Source organism: Caballeronia sp. ATUFL_F1_KS4A (assembly GCF_023630905.1).
Lineage (GTDB): Bacteria > Pseudomonadota > Gammaproteobacteria > Burkholderiales > Burkholderiaceae > Caballeronia > Caballeronia zhejiangensis.
Genome location: NZ_JALQEB010000036.1, coordinates 1 through 18,283, shown reverse-complemented (window position 1 = coordinate 18,283; position 18,283 = coordinate 1). Strand labels below are relative to the sequence as shown.

The 18,283-nt window shown below is 62.4% G+C and carries 10 protein-coding genes; 4 read left to right on the top strand and 6 right to left on the bottom strand.

The features are described 5' to 3' along the window. Positions 1 to 126 precede the first annotated feature (126 nt). The 5 genes from rpoD to NCS03_RS23550 all read right to left on the bottom strand — a co-directional run bounded on the left by rpoD (position 127) and on the right by NCS03_RS23550 (position 7,859). Complete coding sequence (gene rpoD, locus NCS03_RS23570) at positions 127 to 2,133, bottom strand: RNA polymerase sigma factor RpoD (RefSeq protein WP_034472225.1); 2,007 nt, start codon at positions 2,131 to 2,133, stop codon at positions 127 to 129. Between the two features lie 280 nt (positions 2,134 to 2,413). Then, a complete protein-coding gene (locus tag NCS03_RS23565; protein WP_250529909.1) occupies positions 2,414 to 3,736 on the bottom strand; it encodes a replication protein O in 1,323 nt (440 codons plus the stop codon). 317 nt (positions 3,737 to 4,053) lie between these two features. After that, the gene (locus NCS03_RS23560; protein WP_008347132.1) at positions 4,054 to 5,025 is read right to left on the bottom strand and encodes a ParB/RepB/Spo0J family partition protein; all 972 of its coding nucleotides are present in this window, start codon (positions 5,023 to 5,025) and stop codon (positions 4,054 to 4,056) included. After that, positions 5,026 to 6,204: a ParA family protein gene (locus NCS03_RS23555; RefSeq protein WP_008347131.1), complete on the bottom strand. Its 1,179-nt coding sequence runs from the start codon at positions 6,202 to 6,204 to the stop codon at positions 5,026 to 5,028. Positions 6,205 to 6,377: 173 nt separating this feature from the next. Next, on the bottom strand, positions 6,378 to 7,859 hold the full coding sequence (locus NCS03_RS23550; RefSeq protein WP_250529910.1) for a site-specific integrase: 1,482 nt from the start codon (positions 7,857 to 7,859) through the stop codon (positions 6,378 to 6,380). A 697-nt stretch (positions 7,860 to 8,556) separates the two neighbouring features. Between NCS03_RS23550 and NCS03_RS23545 the strand changes: the two genes are divergently transcribed. The 4 genes from NCS03_RS23545 to NCS03_RS23530 all read left to right on the top strand — a co-directional run bounded on the left by NCS03_RS23545 (position 8,557) and on the right by NCS03_RS23530 (position 17,304). Next, a complete protein-coding gene (locus NCS03_RS23545) occupies positions 8,557 to 9,900 on the top strand; it encodes an Nramp family divalent metal transporter (RefSeq protein WP_250458105.1) in 1,344 nt (447 codons plus the stop codon). A 37-nt stretch (positions 9,901 to 9,937) separates the two neighbouring features. Continuing rightward, positions 9,938 to 11,101 (top strand): alpha/beta fold hydrolase, encoded by a 1,164-nt coding sequence (locus NCS03_RS23540; protein WP_250529908.1) that lies wholly within the window; start codon positions 9,938 to 9,940, stop codon positions 11,099 to 11,101. A 157-nt stretch (positions 11,102 to 11,258) separates the two neighbouring features. Further along, a complete protein-coding gene (locus NCS03_RS23535; RefSeq protein WP_250529907.1) occupies positions 11,259 to 14,954 on the top strand; it encodes an autotransporter outer membrane beta-barrel domain-containing protein in 3,696 nt (1,231 codons plus the stop codon). 43 nt (positions 14,955 to 14,997) lie between these two features. After that, the gene (locus NCS03_RS23530) at positions 14,998 to 17,304 is read left to right on the top strand and encodes a cytochrome P450/oxidoreductase (protein ID WP_250529906.1); all 2,307 of its coding nucleotides are present in this window, start codon (positions 14,998 to 15,000) and stop codon (positions 17,302 to 17,304) included. A gap of 735 nt (positions 17,305 to 18,039) precedes the next feature. Here NCS03_RS23530 and NCS03_RS23525 read toward each other — a convergent pair. Beyond that, on the bottom strand, positions 18,040 to 18,283 hold a 244-nt coding region (locus NCS03_RS23525), incomplete at its 5' end, for a hypothetical protein (RefSeq protein WP_250436947.1).

The following is an 18,283-nucleotide window of genomic DNA, read 5'->3' as shown; positions in this document are numbered from 1 at the left end:
AAAGAGGACCCAACCCCCCCCCCCGCGCGGATAAAACCCACAAAAAAAAAACCCGGCCGGCCGCCCAAGCGGCGCCCCCCCCCGCTTCAGAGTTCGCCCGAACGTCAGTCCAGGCGGCCCGCAAGATCAGCGATCCAGGAACGGACGCAGCTTGTCGGCGCGGCTCGGATGCATGAGCTTGCGCATCGCCTTGCTCTCGATCTGGCGAATGCGCTCGCGCGTCACATCGAACTGCTTGCCCAGTTCTTCGAGCGTATAGTCCGAAGCCGTGTCGATGCCAAAGCGCATGCGCAGCACCTTCGCCTCGCGCGGCGACAGCGCGTTGAGCGCATCGTCGATCGCGGCGCGCATGTTCGCGTGCACGGCGGCCTCTGCCGGGGAAGCAGCGCCCTGATCTTCGATCATGTCGCCAAGCGTTGCATCGGCATCTTCGCCGACCGGCGTTTCCAGCGACACCGGTTGCTTCGCGATCTTGAGAATGCCGCGGATCTTCTCTTCCGGCATTTCCATGCGCTCGGCCAGCACCGACGGATGCGCTTCCAGGCCCGTCTGCTGCAAGATCTCGCGCGAGATGCGGTTCAGCTTGTTGATCGTTTCGATCATGTGCACCGGCACGCGGATCGTGCGCGCCTGATCGGCGAGCGAACGCGTCACGGCCTGACGAACCCACCACGTCGCATACGTCGAGAACTTCCAGCCACGGCGATATTCGAACTTGTCCACCGCCTTCATCAGACCGATGTTGCCTTCCTGAATCAGATCCAGGAACTGCATGCCGCGATTGACGTACTTCTTCGCAATCGAGATGACGAGACGCAGGTTCGCTTCGATCATCTCGCGCTTGGCCTGACGCATCTTCAATTCGGCAGCCGTCATCTGACGGTTGATCTTCTTCAGTTGCTGCAGCGGCATCTCGACGACGCCTTCGATGTCGATGAGCTTCTGCTGCTCTGCCTGAATCGCCGGCAGGCTGCGCTCGAGCGACGCGCCGTATTGCTTCGAAGCCGCCGACGCACGTGCCGTCCATTCGAGATCGGTCTCGTGACCGACGAACGATTCGACGAACTTGTCGCGCGGCATGCCGCAACGATCCACCGCGATCTGCAACACGCGACGTTCGATGTCACGCACCTGCGCGACCTGCTGCTGAACGTTCGCGCACAGGCGGTCGATGGTCTTCGCCGTGAAGCGGATCGAACCGAGCTCGCGCTGGATTTCGGCTCGAGCCTTTTCGACAGCCTTCGCCGCAGCGGCACCCGAACCCTTAGGACTGCTAGCCTGTTCCGCCAGCTCGCGCACGCGTGCGAAGATCTCCAGACAGTCGGCCTTCAGTTGCTTCAGACGCGCTTCGTTCGATGCAGCGGAATCGCCAGCGCCATCGAGATCGTCGTCGTCGTCTTCGTCGCTGTCGGATTCGTCGGTATCCGTATCGATTTCGGCGGAGTCGGTCGTATCGGAAGCCGACATGTCTTCATCTGCCGTGTCCTCTTCCTTCAGGCCATCGACCAGTTCGTCGATCTTCAGCTCGCCCGATTCGACTTGCGCCGCGTCCGCGAGAATCGTCGCGACCGTCGACGGGCACGCCGCGATCGCCTGAATCATCTCGTGCAGCCCGTCTTCGATGCGCTTCGCAATCGCGATTTCGCCGGCGCGCGTGAGCAGCTCGGTCGCGCCCATTTCACGCATGTACATGCGAACCGGGTCGGTCGTGCGGCCGAATTCGGAATCGACGGTCGACAGCGCGTTTTCCGCTTCTTCGTCCGATTGCTCGTCCGTCACCACGCTTGGGGCGTTGTCGCTCAGCAGCAGCGTTTCGGCGTCCGGCGCCTGCTCGTAGACCGCGACACCCATATCGTGGAACGTGCTGACGACGGTTTCCATCGCCGCCGTTTCAGCGAAGTTATCCGGAAGGTGGTCGTTGATCTCGGCGTGCGTGAGATAGCCGCGCTCCTTGCCCAACTGGATGAGCGCGCGCATCTGACGCTGACGCTCTTCATTCTGTTCGGCGGTCATCGCGACATCGGGCTGTATCGTGCCGGCCTGGCCCTTCCCTTTGTTCGCCCGCCGGCCCGGTGCCTTGCGCGCCGGCGCGACGATATCCAGCTCCGAATCTTCCCGATCAAAACTTGCCATACTTTCTCCTCGACAGGTTTGCTCGGCGACGACAGATCCCCGGGAGCGAGCGTAACGGCTCGCGATGATTTCGATGACAGCTTCGACCACGGACGGCTTGCTGAAAATCGCATCGAGCAAAGCACGCAAACCGCATCCAGACGCGGTGTTTGCGTTTTCCAATCGCCCATTCAGGCGCAACCTTAGAGTATATCAGCTTTTGCTGCGACGCAGCAGCCTAATTCAAAATAGTTTCCGGGCGCGGTCTCACGTCGCTTCATCTGATGTTTTGGCCGCCCGTTCAGCACGAACTCGTACCCGGTGAATCGCGAAAATTGGTTGATGGCGCCGCACGGAGCACCGCCTGCAAAAGCGAACTCAAAGGGGCGATAGCGGACTTGTCCTTCAGCATTGGTCGCGCCACGTCCCTTGGTTTCGCAGATGGGGTCCCGCCCACGCTCTTCAAGCGGAGAAGCGCTTTGATGTCGCTCAGGCGCGCTTCGGATTTGCGCTGGAGGTCGGTCGGGCCTGCGGCTAGAGGCGTCGGGAAATCGACGTGAGAGCCGAAGCGATCTTTGTCGTCGAGCAGGATGTGACCTGCCTCAAAGGCCGCAACGAAATCTTTCTGCCATGTGCCCGCATGGACGCGCGGATGCGGCTCGTCGCGATAGCAGATGACGATGGAACGGGCGTCGTCGGAGACGCGGTAGCGGCGCAAGCCGTCACGGCTGACGAATGACCGGCCGGCCAAACCGCCTACAACTTCATCTGTGCGCGCAGAAGTCGTTCGCTCGATTTGCTGCTGCACGTGGGCTTCGCGCTGGCTTCGCGCCCGATAGGCGAAGTCGACCGGGACTCGCAGAAGGGTGCGAAGGTAGCTGATCGGATGCGTTGCGCGTTGCAAGGGTGCCCAACTTGCTTCGACGACATCGGAGAGAAGCTTGCCGTGGGCTTTCGCTTCTCGCATGAGTTTGAAGATCAGGAATTCACGAAATCCCAGAGACACGAGGCGTTGCAGATCGGCGGGAAGTCGTCCTGGTTGTCTCTTTTGAGTATTAGGGAGTAGATCCTTATATATAGCACCGTCTGCCACGGTGACAGACGGATGGCCGTCAGAAAAGCCGGCTTGGGCGTCTGACGCGCTCTCCCGATGTTGAGCGGGCTGCGTAGTGGTCGCATCGGCTACGTCAACGAGTCCGAGCAAAGCGGCTGCCTTCTGCGTCAGGTGGATATATGCGCGACCAAACAGGCCGGCAGCGCCATAGCGGGTCTGAGGCGGCCGGATGATAAACCCGGCGCCCTCGAGGTCGTCCATGCTGCGATAGAAGGTCCGCATGGATTGCTGGGCCCGGCCCGTGAGCAGTTCGCGCCGCGCGAAGATGGGTGCGAACGGACGAGATGCGTCGACTGTGCGGGCCAAGGCGGCGAGCAGGGCACGCGCGCGTGCAGGCAGCGCCGTGGTGTGCGTGGCTCGATGAGCGGCCCGGAAAATGACCCAAGGCAGATTCGAACGATCACAAGCGTACTCATCGAGAGCTTCTTGATCGGCTACCGCTGAAGACGGTTCAGAGTTTTTTGGGCGAGAAAGAGCCTCGCCTGCAACGGAAAGTTGCGCGATACGCATGTCAAGTACGTCCATTTCGAAAAATGGAAGACAAATGCTTGACTGCTAATCGCGTTCCGCTAAACTTCGAGTTGCGTACTCGTGACCCGATTGGCGTCGGGAAGCGGACCGGGCGATAAGCAGTTAAGCCCGATATTCAAAAGCCTTCGGTTGGCGCCGAAGGCTTTTGTCTTTGTGGAACTTGTTCGTTACATAGCACCCTCAGGTTTGCTACTACGCTAAGTCTCTGATTTGCAAAGAGGTTCTACTAGGTTCAGTGTCAACGACTTTCCGGTTCTCGTTAAGTCATTGATTTAAAAGAAAACTCTAGTAGAGCCTCAGTCTTGCTCCGATTCACTTAGTGTCTTGTTGATGAAGTCAGCAATGCGCTGTCCCCATTGCTCTGCGTCGCCCGCGTCCTTCTCGAAGAAACGAACTCCCACCACACCATTTCGCGTGGACACTTCGCAGACCTTCCTGCGGCCCGCTCGGACCACTGTTGCGCTTGGAGTCACTGCGCGCGGCTTTTCCGCGACGAGGGCGACCGCCTTGTCCTGCGTAAAATTCTCGTCTTCGACCAACCGTCGGACGGCTTCGACGACCTTTTCCGCCTTGCCGGCTTCCGTTAGCGCCGCGAGCTTTTGCGCGGCATTGCTGCCGAGTCGCTCTGGCTTTTCGGCGAGTGCGGCTTTGGCTGCCTCTGGAAGGGCGTCGAATGAGAAGATTCGCGTGACGTGACTCTTGCTCAATCCGGCGCTTTCAGAAATTTCCGTGCGCGAGAGTCCGCTCAATTCCTGCAATCGTTTGAAGTTCCAATACTTCTCGAAATCCGTAAGCGATGGCGATAGCAGGTTCGAGAAGAACGCCGCGAACTCGATTTCCCCTTCTTCGATCGACGCAACGTTGGCGCGTATCGTCGATCGTCCGAGTTCCCGGTATGCAGCGACGCGGTTATGTCCCGCAACGATCTCGTAACGAGCATCCGGCAAAGCGCGCACCAGAATAGGCGTGGCGAGCGCGTGTTGCGCGAGATTGCTCTTCAACTCCTGGAACTGCTCGGCCGTGAGTTTGCGACGCCGTCCGCTGACTTCCACGAGCGCATCGAGCGGCACTTCGAGCGCCGCTCGTTCCTCGAGTTGCGACTCAAGTTCTTTGATGCGCGCCTGCGCCGTATTGATGCGATGCTGCGCATCCATCAACCGACCGGGAGACGTGCGCGGTTCCGTGCTGACTGGACGCGCTTGCGTTCCTTCTGTGGGCTTACTGCCGATGTTCGCTGTCTTGGCGAGGAGTCTGTCCCCGATGCCCATTTAATCCTCCGTCTGATTCCACGCGCGGGCGAACTGCGCGTCGAGATGCTCGGCGAGCCGGTCGAGCGGCTCTTTGAATCGGTTGTAAGCGGCCGTGCTGCCGTCCGGCTTCGACAAGTCATATACCGTCGACAATTGCGCCGACGCACCTTTTGGTACGGTCGACTCCGGAATCTCGAAAGGCAGGACGCGATCGCCGTATGCTTTCTGAAGCCAACCGCGCACAACACGCGACACGTCATCCGACTTGGCTTTGGTCAGAATCACGTTCACGAAGTCGAAGCGCTTTTGCTCGAGCACGCCCGGCAGCTTCTTGGCGATATCCGCAAAGAGATGCCAGAACTGTGTCGAGCTTGCGAAATCCAGCGCCTCGGGCGGGCAGGGCAGCAGAATCGCATCCGACGCGAGCAGCGCGTTGATGGTGAGATAGCTGAGCGCCGGAGGCGTGTCGATGACGACCGCGTCGTACTCTTCCGTCAGCGGCATGAGACCTTTGCGGACGATTTCCCAGAATTCGAACGTGCTGTCGTTCAGCACCTTGGCGGGAATCTCGAACTCCGCATCGAAGAGCGATGACGAAGCCGGGATGAGATCCAAGTTATGCCAGTACGTTTCCTGCACTGCATAGTGCAACGTCTGCTGATCGCCGTAGATCAGCGGAAGAAGGGTCTGATCGTCCGAGATTTCGGCGTCGGGCGCCCAGCCGCATAGCTGTGTCGTCGTGCCCTGCGGATCGCAGTCGATGACCAGCACTCTGCGGCCGAGCAGCGTCAGGGCCTGTGCGGCCGAGACGGCGGTTGTGGTCTTGGCGACGCCACCTTTGAAGTTCGCGACGGTCACGATCCGCCCGCGCTTGCCTTCAGGCCGGCGGGGGCGTTCTTTCGTCGCGCGGATCCATGTGAGCGCTTCTTCGAGCGTGAATTCCTTGCTGCGGCCCGCGCCCTTGGACGTGCCCGCTGGCAGCTCGCCCTTGGTCGTCAGGTACTGGAACCGCTGCTTGTCGATGCCGCAGAGCGACGCGACCTGCGCGCTCGTGAATGTTGGTGCGCTTTTGCGCGGATACGGCTCCAACATTGCATCGCGGATCTGATTGAGAATGTCAGTGGCTTGGGCGGCCACCCCCAAGAGCGTTTCGATCGAAACGGATTGATCGACTTCGGGAAGCCGAGCGCTTAGCATGGAATTCGCAGTCACTGGCGGGCCTGGGTAAGCAAATAATTCTTCGGTTTGTGGAAAACAAGCTGCAAACCGAAGAATAAACGGCGAACCGGTAAACCTCAAGTAAACTCTGAAGTACTTGATCGCCCGCAGCGGACATTTTTACAACGCTCGACGCTCGTGTAAACGCGAAATTAGGACCGATCCGAAGGTTTTCGCGTTAACGAGATGCCGCGAATCAACTTCTCGATGCCAAGGAAACGCCCCGCGTCTTCGTTTTCCAGATACAGAGCGGTGGTCGAAACATCGGAATGGCCGAGTCCGGCGCTGACCTCGCGCAGATCCGCGCCGTGTCCGAGCGCGTGCGTCGAATGTGTGTGGCGCAGCCAATGCGTGCTCGCGCGAGTCAGGTGCCTGCCAGCGCCGGGCGCATGAGATTCCATCAATGCGGCCGCGTTCGAGAAAATCGTCTTGAAAATTTTCCCGATGCCGTCGGGCGTCAATGACTGTCCGCCCCGCGCCTGCGCCAGTATTGGCGTGCCTGCGGCGCAATCCAACGGGCGCGGCAGTCCGCGCATCGCCAGGTTTTCGATGAGCGTTTCGACGACGATCGGCGGCAAAAGCACCGTCCGCGTCGCGCCGCGGCCGCCATCGACGGCAAGCCGCCAGACCACGCCGTCCACGCCGGAAAGACGCCCGGCGCTGAGCGCGTCGGTGGTTGCGAATGCGAGTTCGGCCCGTCGCAGGCCCGTGGCGTACGCGAGAAGCAGCGCCAATTTGTCGCGATGCTCGACGAACGAGTATTCGGTCCGCTCGACCGATTGCAACACGCATTTCCACTGCGTCAGATCGAGCGACCGCGTCGCCGAATCGAATACCGGCGGCGTCGCGACACGCGCAAATCCGGCAAACGGATTGGCCGCCAGATAACCTTCGCCGACGAGCCACTCGCACATGGCGCCCAATATCGACCGGGCCGTTTCGCGGCTGCGATCGGAAAGCGGGCCGGCAAAAGGGCGCCAGTCGGCGAAACAACGCTCAGGGCGACCCTTCGCGATCCAGCGCGCCGCCGGCTGCGGATCCGCGAGAAAAACACCGACGTACTCGGCGCAATCGGCTGCATCGAGAGACGAAATCGGCTTGCCTTTCTCGATCAACGCCCACAGCAGCAGGCGTTCCGCCTCCCGCCGATAGGCACGCCGCGTGTGCGTACTGTTTGACCGGGCCTCTAGCCAAGCGATGATCGCGCGGATGTCCGTATCGAATCGCGGGTGCGCGTGCGCCCGATTCGACCCTTTCGATCCGTCGAGCGCCAGCGGAACCCGCAACGTTTCAAGAGGAGAAATGGCGATCGAGTCGCTTGCGTCGACGTCCGCGCTTTGCGTCGACACGACGTCTCCGGGCTGCCACTGGCGCCGAGGCACGAGCGCGGCCGGCGAAAGCGTGTGCCGGAGTGCCTCGGCGTGGAGTTGCAGCCAGTCGACCACGCGTTGCGCGCCTTTTCGACCGAGCCGTGGCACGGCCGTATACCACCGATGCCGTCGCCGCTCGATGAGTTCGATGACATCCGCGAGCGTCGAAAGTCCGGCGGCAGTCAATCGCGCGGCGACGGCCGGCTCGAACCAGCCATCGACCGGATGATCCGGACGTGGATCCTGTGCGAGCGACGCCTCCATGCGCGCGAGCGCGTCCGCCTGCCGGCGACGCAATCGGGCGTTACGCGCCGCGCGCCGATCGAGAGCAGGCGAGCTCTCGGGCGGATAAGCCTCCTCGTAAAGCGCGAGCAGTTCCGATTCGCCGTACACGCCGTCCGGATCGATTCTGTCGCGGAACGCGTCGAGCGGCGGGGCGACGGCGGCGGGCGGCGGCTCGAACAGCGGGATGCTGCCGGGACGAAGCCGCAGCAGGTGAGCCGCGTCCGTGTCCCGTGCCCGGCGTGCGAGAACGGAAAGCGTGTCGCGCAGCGCCTCGATCAGCCGTCGAGTCGAGCGTACATCGGCGCTGGAATCGCCATACGATGCATGCAACTGTGCTTCGGAAACGCCGTCGAGATAACCGCGATAAAGCGCGAAGTGTTGACGCGTGAGACGGCTCGGCGCATTCGCCTGCCCCGAGTTATCTGCCAAGCGCTCTCTGGAGCGCCCTGTGTTGTCTGGCATTTATCCTTACGTTTCAGTGATTTGGGCCGAGGTTAGCAACCGAGTTCGAATTTGACAAGAAAAATCGCTACATCTGATAAGTCCGATTATCAGATGCGAAGCGCAGGGCTACGGCATCTGTAACCAACGCCCGTCCGATGCGCTTGAATGTTCACTCGCCGCGGCGCATATTTTCACAACATCCACAGCAGGTTTCCGCAGGAGAAACGAGCCGATGCTTGATCCTGTACGCCCCGCTTCGAAACCGCCCGAGCAGGACGACGCGTTCCGCCCGAGCCTCCCCGAGGTGTACGCGTCGGTTCATGTGCCCGAAACCGGCCGATGGATTCGGCGCTTCCTCGCGTTCGCGGGTCCCGGCTACATGATTTCGGTCGGCTATATGGACCCGGGCAACTGGGCAACCGACATCGCTGGCGGCTCGCGCTTCGGCTACACCTTGCTCGCCGTCATCCTGTTGTCGAACCTGATGGCGATTCTGCTTCAGGCGCTCGCCGTCCGACTGGGCGTCGCGACCGGGCGCGATCTGGCGCAAGCCTGCCGCGATCATTATCCGAAGCCGGTGAACTTCGCCCTGTGGCTCGCCTGCGAAGCAGCGATCGTCGCGTGCGATCTGGCCGAAGTGATCGGCACCGCGATCGCGCTGCAACTGCTCTTCGGCATCCCGCTGATCGCGGGCGCGCTCCTGACCGCGCTCGATGCCTTCCTTCTGCTGCTTCTCATCAACAAAGGCTTCCGTCTGCTGGAAGCCTTCGTCATCGCGCTTCTGGTCGTGATTGCAAGCTGCTTCGCGTTGCAGATCGCCGCTGCCGCGCCGCCGTTCGCCGAAGTCCTGCGCGGCTTCATCCCGTCGCCGCGCATCGTCGCCGATCGCGAAATGCTGTATGTCGCCATCGGCATCCTCGGCGCGACGGTCATGCCGCACAACCTTTACCTGCATTCGTCGATCGTGCAGACGCGCGCGTATGGCAAGTCCGTCACGGCCCGGCGCGCTGCGATTCGCTGGGCGACGATTGACAGCACCATCGCGCTGACGCTCGCGCTTTTCATCAACGCGGCGATCCTGATCGTCGCCGCCGCGGTGTTTCACGCGAACGGTCATGACGAGGTCGCGGAAATCGGCGATGCGTTCCGCCTGCTTTCGCCGCTCCTCGGCTTGAGCATCGCATCGACGCTCTTCGCGGTGGCATTGCTCGCGTCGGGCCTGAACTCGACCGTGACCGCGACGCTCGCCGGCCAGATCGTGATGGAAGGTTTTCTGCGCCTGCGCATACCGAACTGGGCGCGGCGTCTCATCACGCGCGCGATCGCCATCGTTCCCGTGATCGTCGTGACGGCGATCTACGGCGAAAAGGGCACCGGCCAGTTGCTCGTGCTGAGCCAGGTCATTTTGTCGATGCAACTGCCATTCGCCGTCATTCCGCTGGTGCGCTTCGTATCGGACCGGCGAAAAATGGGCGTCTTCGCGATTTCGCGCTGGACGAGCGCGCTGGCGTGGCTCGTCGCGGCCGTGATCGTCGCGCTGAACGTGAAGCTGCTCGCGGACACGCTGACGTCGTAAGCGCAAGAACAACCTCTATATATAAGGAGACGCAGATATGAGCGGCAGCTTCATCGACATCACGCTTCGCGACGGCACGATCATTCCGGCTTACGCCACGCAGCCCGCGAAAGGTTCGGGACCGGGCATCGTTTTGCTGCACGACGCGGCCGGCCTCGACGAATTCGTCATGCGCTCCGCCGATCTGTACGCCGAAGAAGGGTATGTCGTGATCGCGCCGCAACTTCCCGGGCACGATCCGCAACCCGGCGGTATCGCCGCGGACAATTTCGCGGCGCTCGTCGATGCCCTGCGCGCGTTGCCGCAGCACGCCGGCAAAGTGGGCGTGATCGGGTACGGGCGCGGCGGCCGCTTCGCGACGCGCATCGCCGCGCAGGCCGACGTCGATTGCGCCGCCTGCTACTACGCGGACGATTTCAGCGCCTGTCTCGCCGATATCCCGACGATCCGCTGCCCGATGGTCTTCCACTTCGCCGAACGCGCGGCGCACGATGCGCGCGAAGTCGAGCCGGCGCTCACGGGCAGACCGCACATCGAACGCTATGTTTATCCGGGCGCGTCGGCGGGCTTCATCGTTTCGGATTCCGCGCACTACGACAAACCCGCCGCGCTGATGGCGTACTCACGCACGCTTTCGATGTTGCGCAAGGTGCTCGGTCCGCACTTCGATCTGAATCACTTGTGGGAGCAGCACTGCTATTTCGAATTCGCCACGCGCGACGTCGACGCCGTCATGCCGACGATGGTCGCCGAGCCATACGTGAACCACGTCCCGACGATGACAGGCGGCGTTGGGCACGATCAGTTGAAGCGTTTCTATCGATATCACTTCGTCCACTCGAATCCCGCCGATACGAAGCTGATTCCGGTATCGCGCACTATCGGCGCGGATCGCGTCGTCGACGAATTCGTGTTCTGTGCGACGCATAGTTGCGAAATCGACTGGCTGCTGCCCGGCCTCGGGCCGACGGGAAAATACTTCGAGGTTCCGATGCTAGCCGTTATCCGCTTTCGCGGCGACAAGCTCTACAACGAGCATATCTACTGGGATCAGGCTTCGGTGCTGGTGCAGATCGGTGTGCTGAACCCCGAAGGGCTGCCGGTCGCGGGCCGGCGAACGGCCGAAAAGCTGATCGACGAAACATTGCCGAGCAACGCGTTGATGCCCAATTGGGCATCGAGCGAGGGCAAGCCCATCTGAAGCGGCAAGCGATCAAGCGGACATTGCTGACGCGCAATGCGTGGACTACTCTGAGCAAAAACGTTGACGAGAAGCAGCAATCAGCGGGCCGATCATCGTCGCAACGATGCGAAGCACTGCTGATAAAAATGAAATCGTCAGCGGAGCCGGAGAACCCATGCGCCGCTTTTCGCTTCCGATGCGATCGACGCCGCTCGCTCATGCGTTATCGCTTGCGTTCGGCGTGTCCTGTCTCGTTCGCGTGGCGCCCGCTGTCGCCGGGTGCGACAGGACTGCGCCGCAGTCCAATCAGACCGCGACTTGCGATACACGCTCGCCCAATCCTTCGAACGTATCGGTCATCGCGGTGCCGGGCAGCGTCAACGTGACGATCAACGTGTTGACGGGCGTCGAACTCGACATTGCCGGCAACGGGCTATTCGTGCGCAACACCAGCACGGCGACCAACGAGGGCACGTTGCAAATCACAGGTGACGGTTCCGACGCCATGACGTCGCAAAGCGCGACGACCGGGCGCAACACGCTCGTCAATCGCGGCGCGATCTTCACGGTCGGCACGAATTCGGAAGCGATGTTCAACAACGCCGCCGCCGTCACGATGCGCAACGAGGCAGGCGGCACGCTCACGACGAGCGGTGCAAGCGCTTCGGCGATGAACGACTTCGCCAGTCCGGGCGGCGGCACGTTGGTCAACGATGGCGCGATCGCGACGAGCGGGGCGGGTTCTCATGGCATGGCGGCGCGAACCAGCGGCGACACGCTCGTGAACAATGGCGCCATCACGACGACCGGCGCGAGCGCAAACGGCATGTTCGTGGCCGGTACACCGGGCCAGAACGTCGTGACCAACAACGGCACCATCGACGTGTCGGGCAACAACGCGTCCGGCATCGTTTCGCAGGATGCGACGCCCGGCGCGATCACCAACACAGGATCGATCGTCGCGCGTGGCGCGGGCGGGGCGGGCGTGTCGCTCGCGAATGCGGCGTCCGTCACGAATGCGGCGGGCGCGAGCATCGTCAGCCAGCAGGCGGGCGGCATCGTCGCGAATCGGGGCGGCGCGATCGACAACGCCGGCACGATTCAGGGCGCGACCGGCGTGACGATTGCCAATGGCGCAGAAACGATCGGCAACAGCGGCGCGATTCGCGGCACGAGCGCGGAGGCGATTGCCGCGACCGGCAAGATCAACGTGTCGATCATCAATAGCGGGACGATTGCGGGGGGCGCGGGCGTCGCCGTACGCACCGATACCGGTAACGATACTTTCGACATGAACGGCGGCGTCGTCACCGGACAGATTCGCCAGGGCGACGGCGCCGACACCGCCACGATGACAGGCGGACAGATCGATTCCATCGATCAGGGCGACGGGCGCGACACGTTCTCGATATCGGGCGGGCGCGTGCTTGGCACGCTCGCGAACGGCGACGTCGTGAAGATCACTGGCGGGCGCCTCGCAACGGTGGATTTGAATGTCGGAAACAACGTGTTCGACATGTCGGGCGGACAGGTCGACGGCAACGTGACCGCCGCGCAGAACGACGACACGTTCACGCTGTCGGGCGGGACGATCGGCGGACGCGTCGATCTCGGCAGCGGCACGAACTCGCTGGCGATCGCGGGCGGCTCGATCGGGCAAGGAGTGACGACGACTTTCGGCGTCGATACGCTGACCTGGAGCGGCGGCACGATCGCCGGGCCGGTGTCGCTCGGCGCGGGCAACGATTCGGCGGTGATCCGCAATCTGAACGACGCGACGCTCGCCGCGACCACGAGCTTCGATGGCGGTGCGGGCACCGATTCGCTCACGTTCGACAACGTGCAGGCAAGCGGCCTCGCGCGCTTTTCGAATTGGGAGACGGTGAACGCGTCGAACAATACGCAACTCACATTCGACGCGAAAGGTCTGACGCTCGGCGATGCCGCGACCGGAACCGGCGCGCTCAATCTCGACGCGACGAGCACGATTTTCGCGGGCGGCATCGGACGCACGTTGATACAGCCGGCGATCGCGGGGCGACTTGTCGCGCTGAACAACGCGGGCACGATCGATCTGACGAACGGCGGTTCGAGCACGAGCGATGCGTTCGTGGTGAACGGCAACTACACCGGCAACGACGGACGGCTTCTCGTGCAGAGCGTGCTCGGCGCGGACGGCGCGCCGAGCGACCGGCTCGTGATCGCACAAGGCGCGGGTGCGGGAACGACGTCGATCGGCGTGACGAATGTCGGCGGCATCGGCGGGCTGACGGTGAACGACGGCATTCTGGTCGTGCAGGCGACGAACGGGGCGACGACGTCGGCGGGGGCGTTTTCGCTCGCACATCCGCTGGAGGTGGGCGCTTACAGGTATTTCCTGTTCAAGGGCGGTGTGAGTGACGGAACGGCGGACAACTGGTATCTGCGTTCGAGCGTGCCGCCCGCGCCTGCTGTGCCTGTGCCTGTGCCTGTGCCTGTGCCTGTGCCTGTGCCGACGCCTGCACCGGTTCCAACGCCAACGCCAACGCCAACGCCAACGCCAACGCCATCGCCATCGCCATCGCCGACGCCGACGCCAACGCCAACGCCAACGCCAACGCCAACGCCAACGCCAACGCCGACGCCAACGCCAACGCCAACGCCAACGCCGACGCCAACACCAACGCCGACGCCAACGCCAACGCCAACGCCAACGCCAACGCCAACGCCGACGCCGACGCCAACGCCGACGCCGACGCCGACGCCAACGCCGACGCCGCCGTCCCCACCAACACTGACGCCGGCTCCGACGCCCACGCCCACGCCAAGTCCAACACCGACGCCAACGCCAGCCCCAACGCCCGAACCCATACCAACCGCCGCCGCGGGCACACCACCGCTGCCGCCGCCACCGCCGCCCGGCGCGGCGCCGATCCCGCTCTATCGGATGGAAGTGCCCGTCTACGCAGAGCTGTCGCCGATCGTCCGCGAACTCGCGATCCAGCAGATCGGCACATTCCACGAACGTCAGGGCGACCAGTCGCTGCTGACGGAAACCGGCGCGCTGCCCGCCGCGTGGTCGCGCGTTTGGGGCGGCCACGCGACCCAGCACAACAGCGGCGCGGCCGATCCCGAATTCAGCGGCGGCATCGGCGGCCTGCAGGTCGGCCACGATATCCATGCCGATGCGACGCCGGCCGGTCATCGAAATCACTACGGCTTCTTCCTCGGCTTCGCGCGCGCGAGCGGCGACGTCGACGGTTTTGCACTCGGCTTTCCGAACTCGAGCGTCGGCCACCTGTCGATCAACGCGTACAGCGCGGGGCTGTACTGGACGCACATCGGCCCGGGCGGCTGGTACACCGACGCCGTGCTGCTCGGCAGTTCGCTCACCGCCGATCCGCAATCGAACCGCGGCGTCGGCGCGACGACGCACGGCAGCGCGTTCGCCGCATCGGTCGAAGCGGGTCTGCCGATTCCGCTATCGGCCCGCCTCGCGATCGAACCGCAAGCGCAACTCATCTGGCAACACGCGAATCTCCACGACATCGACGACGGCATTTCGTCCGTGTCCTTCGACCAAGCGAGCGGCTTCGTCGGCCGGCTCGGCGTGCGCCTCTACGGTCATTTCGATGCGGCCCGCACGACCTTCGAGCCGTATGTGACCGCGAACCTGTGGCGCTACTTCGGCGCGACGGACACCACGACGTTCGCGGGCACGACCGTCATTCCGACGAACGTCTCCGCGACGACCGCGCAATTCGGCGCGGGCATCGTCGCGAAAGTGAGCGCGCGCGGCAGTCTCTTCGCGAACCTCGTCTATTCGACGAACATCGGCGGTTCGCATCGCGATTCCATCGGCGGAGGATTGGGCGTGCGCTGGAAGTGGTGACGCGTTGCATACTGTGGTCACGCGAAAAAAACAGGAGACGAGCATGACCGCTGCGCCGCATTGCCCATTCCACGTCAAAGCACCGAACGGCTGCCCGATCAGCGCGGACGCGGCCGAGTTCGATCCGTTCGGCGACGGCTATCAGCAAGACCCGCCCGAATACGTGCGATGGGCGCGCGAACAGGAACCGGTGTTCTACAGCCCGAAGCTCGGCTATTGGGTCGTCACGCGCTACGACGACATCAAGGCGATTTTCCGCGACAACATCACGTTCAGTCCGTCGATCGCGCTCGAGAAAATCACGCCGACCGGCCCGGAAGCGAACGCGGTGCTCGCGTCCTACGGATTCGCGCTGAACCGCACGCTCGTCAACGAGGACGAGCCCGCGCACATGCCGCGCCGCCGCGCGCTGATGGATCCGTTCACGCCAGAAGCGCTCGCGCATCACGAGCCGATGGTGCGTGCGCTCGCGCGCGAGTACGTCGATCGCTTCATCGACGATGGCCGCGCCGATCTCGTCGATCAGATGTTGTGGGAAGTGCCGCTCACCGTCGCGCTGCATTTTCTTGGCGTGCCCGAAGAAGACATGGACACGCTGCGCCGCTATTCGATTGCGCACACGGTCAACACATGGGGACGGCCGAAGCCCGAGGAACAGGTCGAAGTCGCGCACGCGGTCGGCAAGTTCTGGCAATACGCGGGCAAGGTGCTCGACAAGATGCGCGAAGATCCGTCCGGCCCCGGCTGGATGCAATACGGCATCCGCAAGCAGAAGGAGCTGCCCGAAGTCGTCACCGACTCTTATCTGCATTCGATGATGATGGCGGGCATCGTCGCCGCGCACGAGACGACGGCCAACGCGACCGCGAACGCGATGAAACTGCTGCTGCAACACCCCGACGCCTGGCGCGACATCTGCGACGACCCGAGCCTGATTCCCAACGCAGTCGAAGAGTGCTTGCGGCATAACGGCTCGGTCGCTGCATGGCGACGGCTCGCGACGAAGGACGTGACGATCGGCGGCATCGAGATCGCGGCGGGATCGAAGCTGTTGATCGTGACGTCGTCGGCGAATCACGATCAACATCAGTTCGCCGATGCCGATCTTTTCGACATCCGCCGCGAAAACGCCAGCGATCAGCTGACGTTCGGCTATGGCGCGCATCAGTGCATGGGCAAGAATCTCGCGCGCATGGAGATGCAGGTTTTTCTGGACGAGCTCACGCGCCGTCTGCCGCACATGCGCCTCGCCGAACAACGCTTCACGTATGTGCCGAACACGTCGTTTCGCGGGCCGGAGCATCTATATGTGGAATGGGATCCGGCGATGAATCCCGAGCGCGCCGATTCATCGGTGCGCGAGCCGCGCGCGGTCGTGCGGATCGGCGAGCCGTCGTCGCATGCGGTGAGCCGCGCGGTGATCGTCGATTCGGTCGAGACATGCGCGGATCGCATCGTGCGCGTGCGGCTCGTGTCGGCGAACGGACGCGATCTGCCGCGCTGGACGGCGGGCTCGCATATCGATGTCGTGTGCGGCGAGACCGGCATCTCGCGCCAGTATTCGCTGTGCGGCGATCCCGCCGACGCCCGCGCGTTCGAAATCGCCGTGCTGCGCGAGAGCGAGAGCCGTGGCGGTTCGGCGTGGGTGCACGAGAACGTGAAGCCGGGCGCGCACTGGCGCATACGCGGCCCGCGCAATCACTTTCGTCTCGACGAGACCGCGAAGAAGCTCGTGCTGATCGCGGGCGGCATCGGCATTACGCCGATCAGCTCCATGGCGCGTCGCGCGCGTTCGCTCGGCATCGACTACGAAGTGCACTACAGCGGACGCTCGCGCGCGTCCATGGCCCTTCTCGTTGAAATGCGCGCGCTGCACGGCGAGCGTCTGCGCGCGTACGTCTCGGAAGAGGGTGTGCGCAACGAATTCGCCGCGCTCGCCGTGGAGGAGGGCACGCGCGTCTATGCGTGCGGCCCGGCGCGTATGCTCGACGCGCTCGCCGACGCGAGCGCGTCGTGGCCCGAAGACGCGCTTCGAATCGAGCATTTCGAATCGAAGATCGGCACGCTCGATCCCGAAAAGGAACGCGCGTTCGAAGTCGAACTGAAGGATTCCGGCCTCGTCCTGACCGTCCCGGCCGATCAGACACTGCTCACGACGCTCAGACGCGCGAACGTCGATGTTCAGAGCGACTGCGAAGAAGGGCTGTGCGGATCGTGCGAGGTGCGCGTGCTGGAAGGCGAGATCGATCACCGCGACGTGGTGCTGACCCGAGGCGAACGCCAGTCGAACAATCGCATGATGACGTGCTGTTCGCGCGCGAAGGGCAAAAGGCTCGTTCTGGCGCTGTGAAGGTTTGGCCGACGTCGGGCGGCTTTTGCTGCCGTCCGGCACAATTACTTTTTGTTGACGGATGTCAAAATGCCGCAGCAATTGGCAATCGATTAATGGCTCGCACTTTCATCATGGCGTCATATGTGTCCGAATAACCACGTCGATTAAAGATCGAATGGTTATACCCAGTAGTTAATTCGAATATAACGTTAAAGACGGCGCAAACCTTTTCAATGTAGCGCATGCTTCAAATGCCGGGCTTAGGTATTACCTAATTACCTGAATTCGCGCAAAGTGATCATACAACCGCGCAATTTTCACCGTAATATAGGATGATTATTGAACGTGCGTTCGAGTAATTCGCGAATTTCTTACATGAAAGATAAGCGGTTTTTCCGCGATCTAGGGTTTTTACCTACTAATATGAAATTTTTTACGCATGTTTTGCGTTTAGAATTGTTACTAATTTGGTGCGTCGCACAAGCACGCACGACCGAATAACTTCCGATAAACCTTGCTGCACGACTGCGCGAAATTTGCGCGGTGGAATTGCGTCTGCGCGATTTGCGCGGCAAGGCGAAAGAGAAGGGCGGTGCTGAACCTGAGAGATTTTATTAAAGGCCCATATAAATGGACCACGCAATTGGCTGCACGTTTGCCGCATCCCGTTCGGGATTTTCTATGCGGAAGAGACCGCGTCCTTCAGGCGAGGTCATCCCGCAGTCGGCGCGACGCCCTTTGAAAGTCCCTCGCTCAAGCATCGGACGGTCGGACATCGCTCCGCAATCGACGCTGCGCATCAATCGCCCGGGTTCGAATCGAACTCACCGAATCCATTCGTAATGGATGCGTTTCCGTATCGCGTGCATCGCTTCGCAAACGGAAGTCCGTTGACGCTTTCGCAGTTTCACGAGGATAGAAAATGACTGACGTAGTGATCGTATCGGCCGCGCGTACGGCGGTAGGCAAATTCGGCGGCTCGCTCGCGAAAATCGCG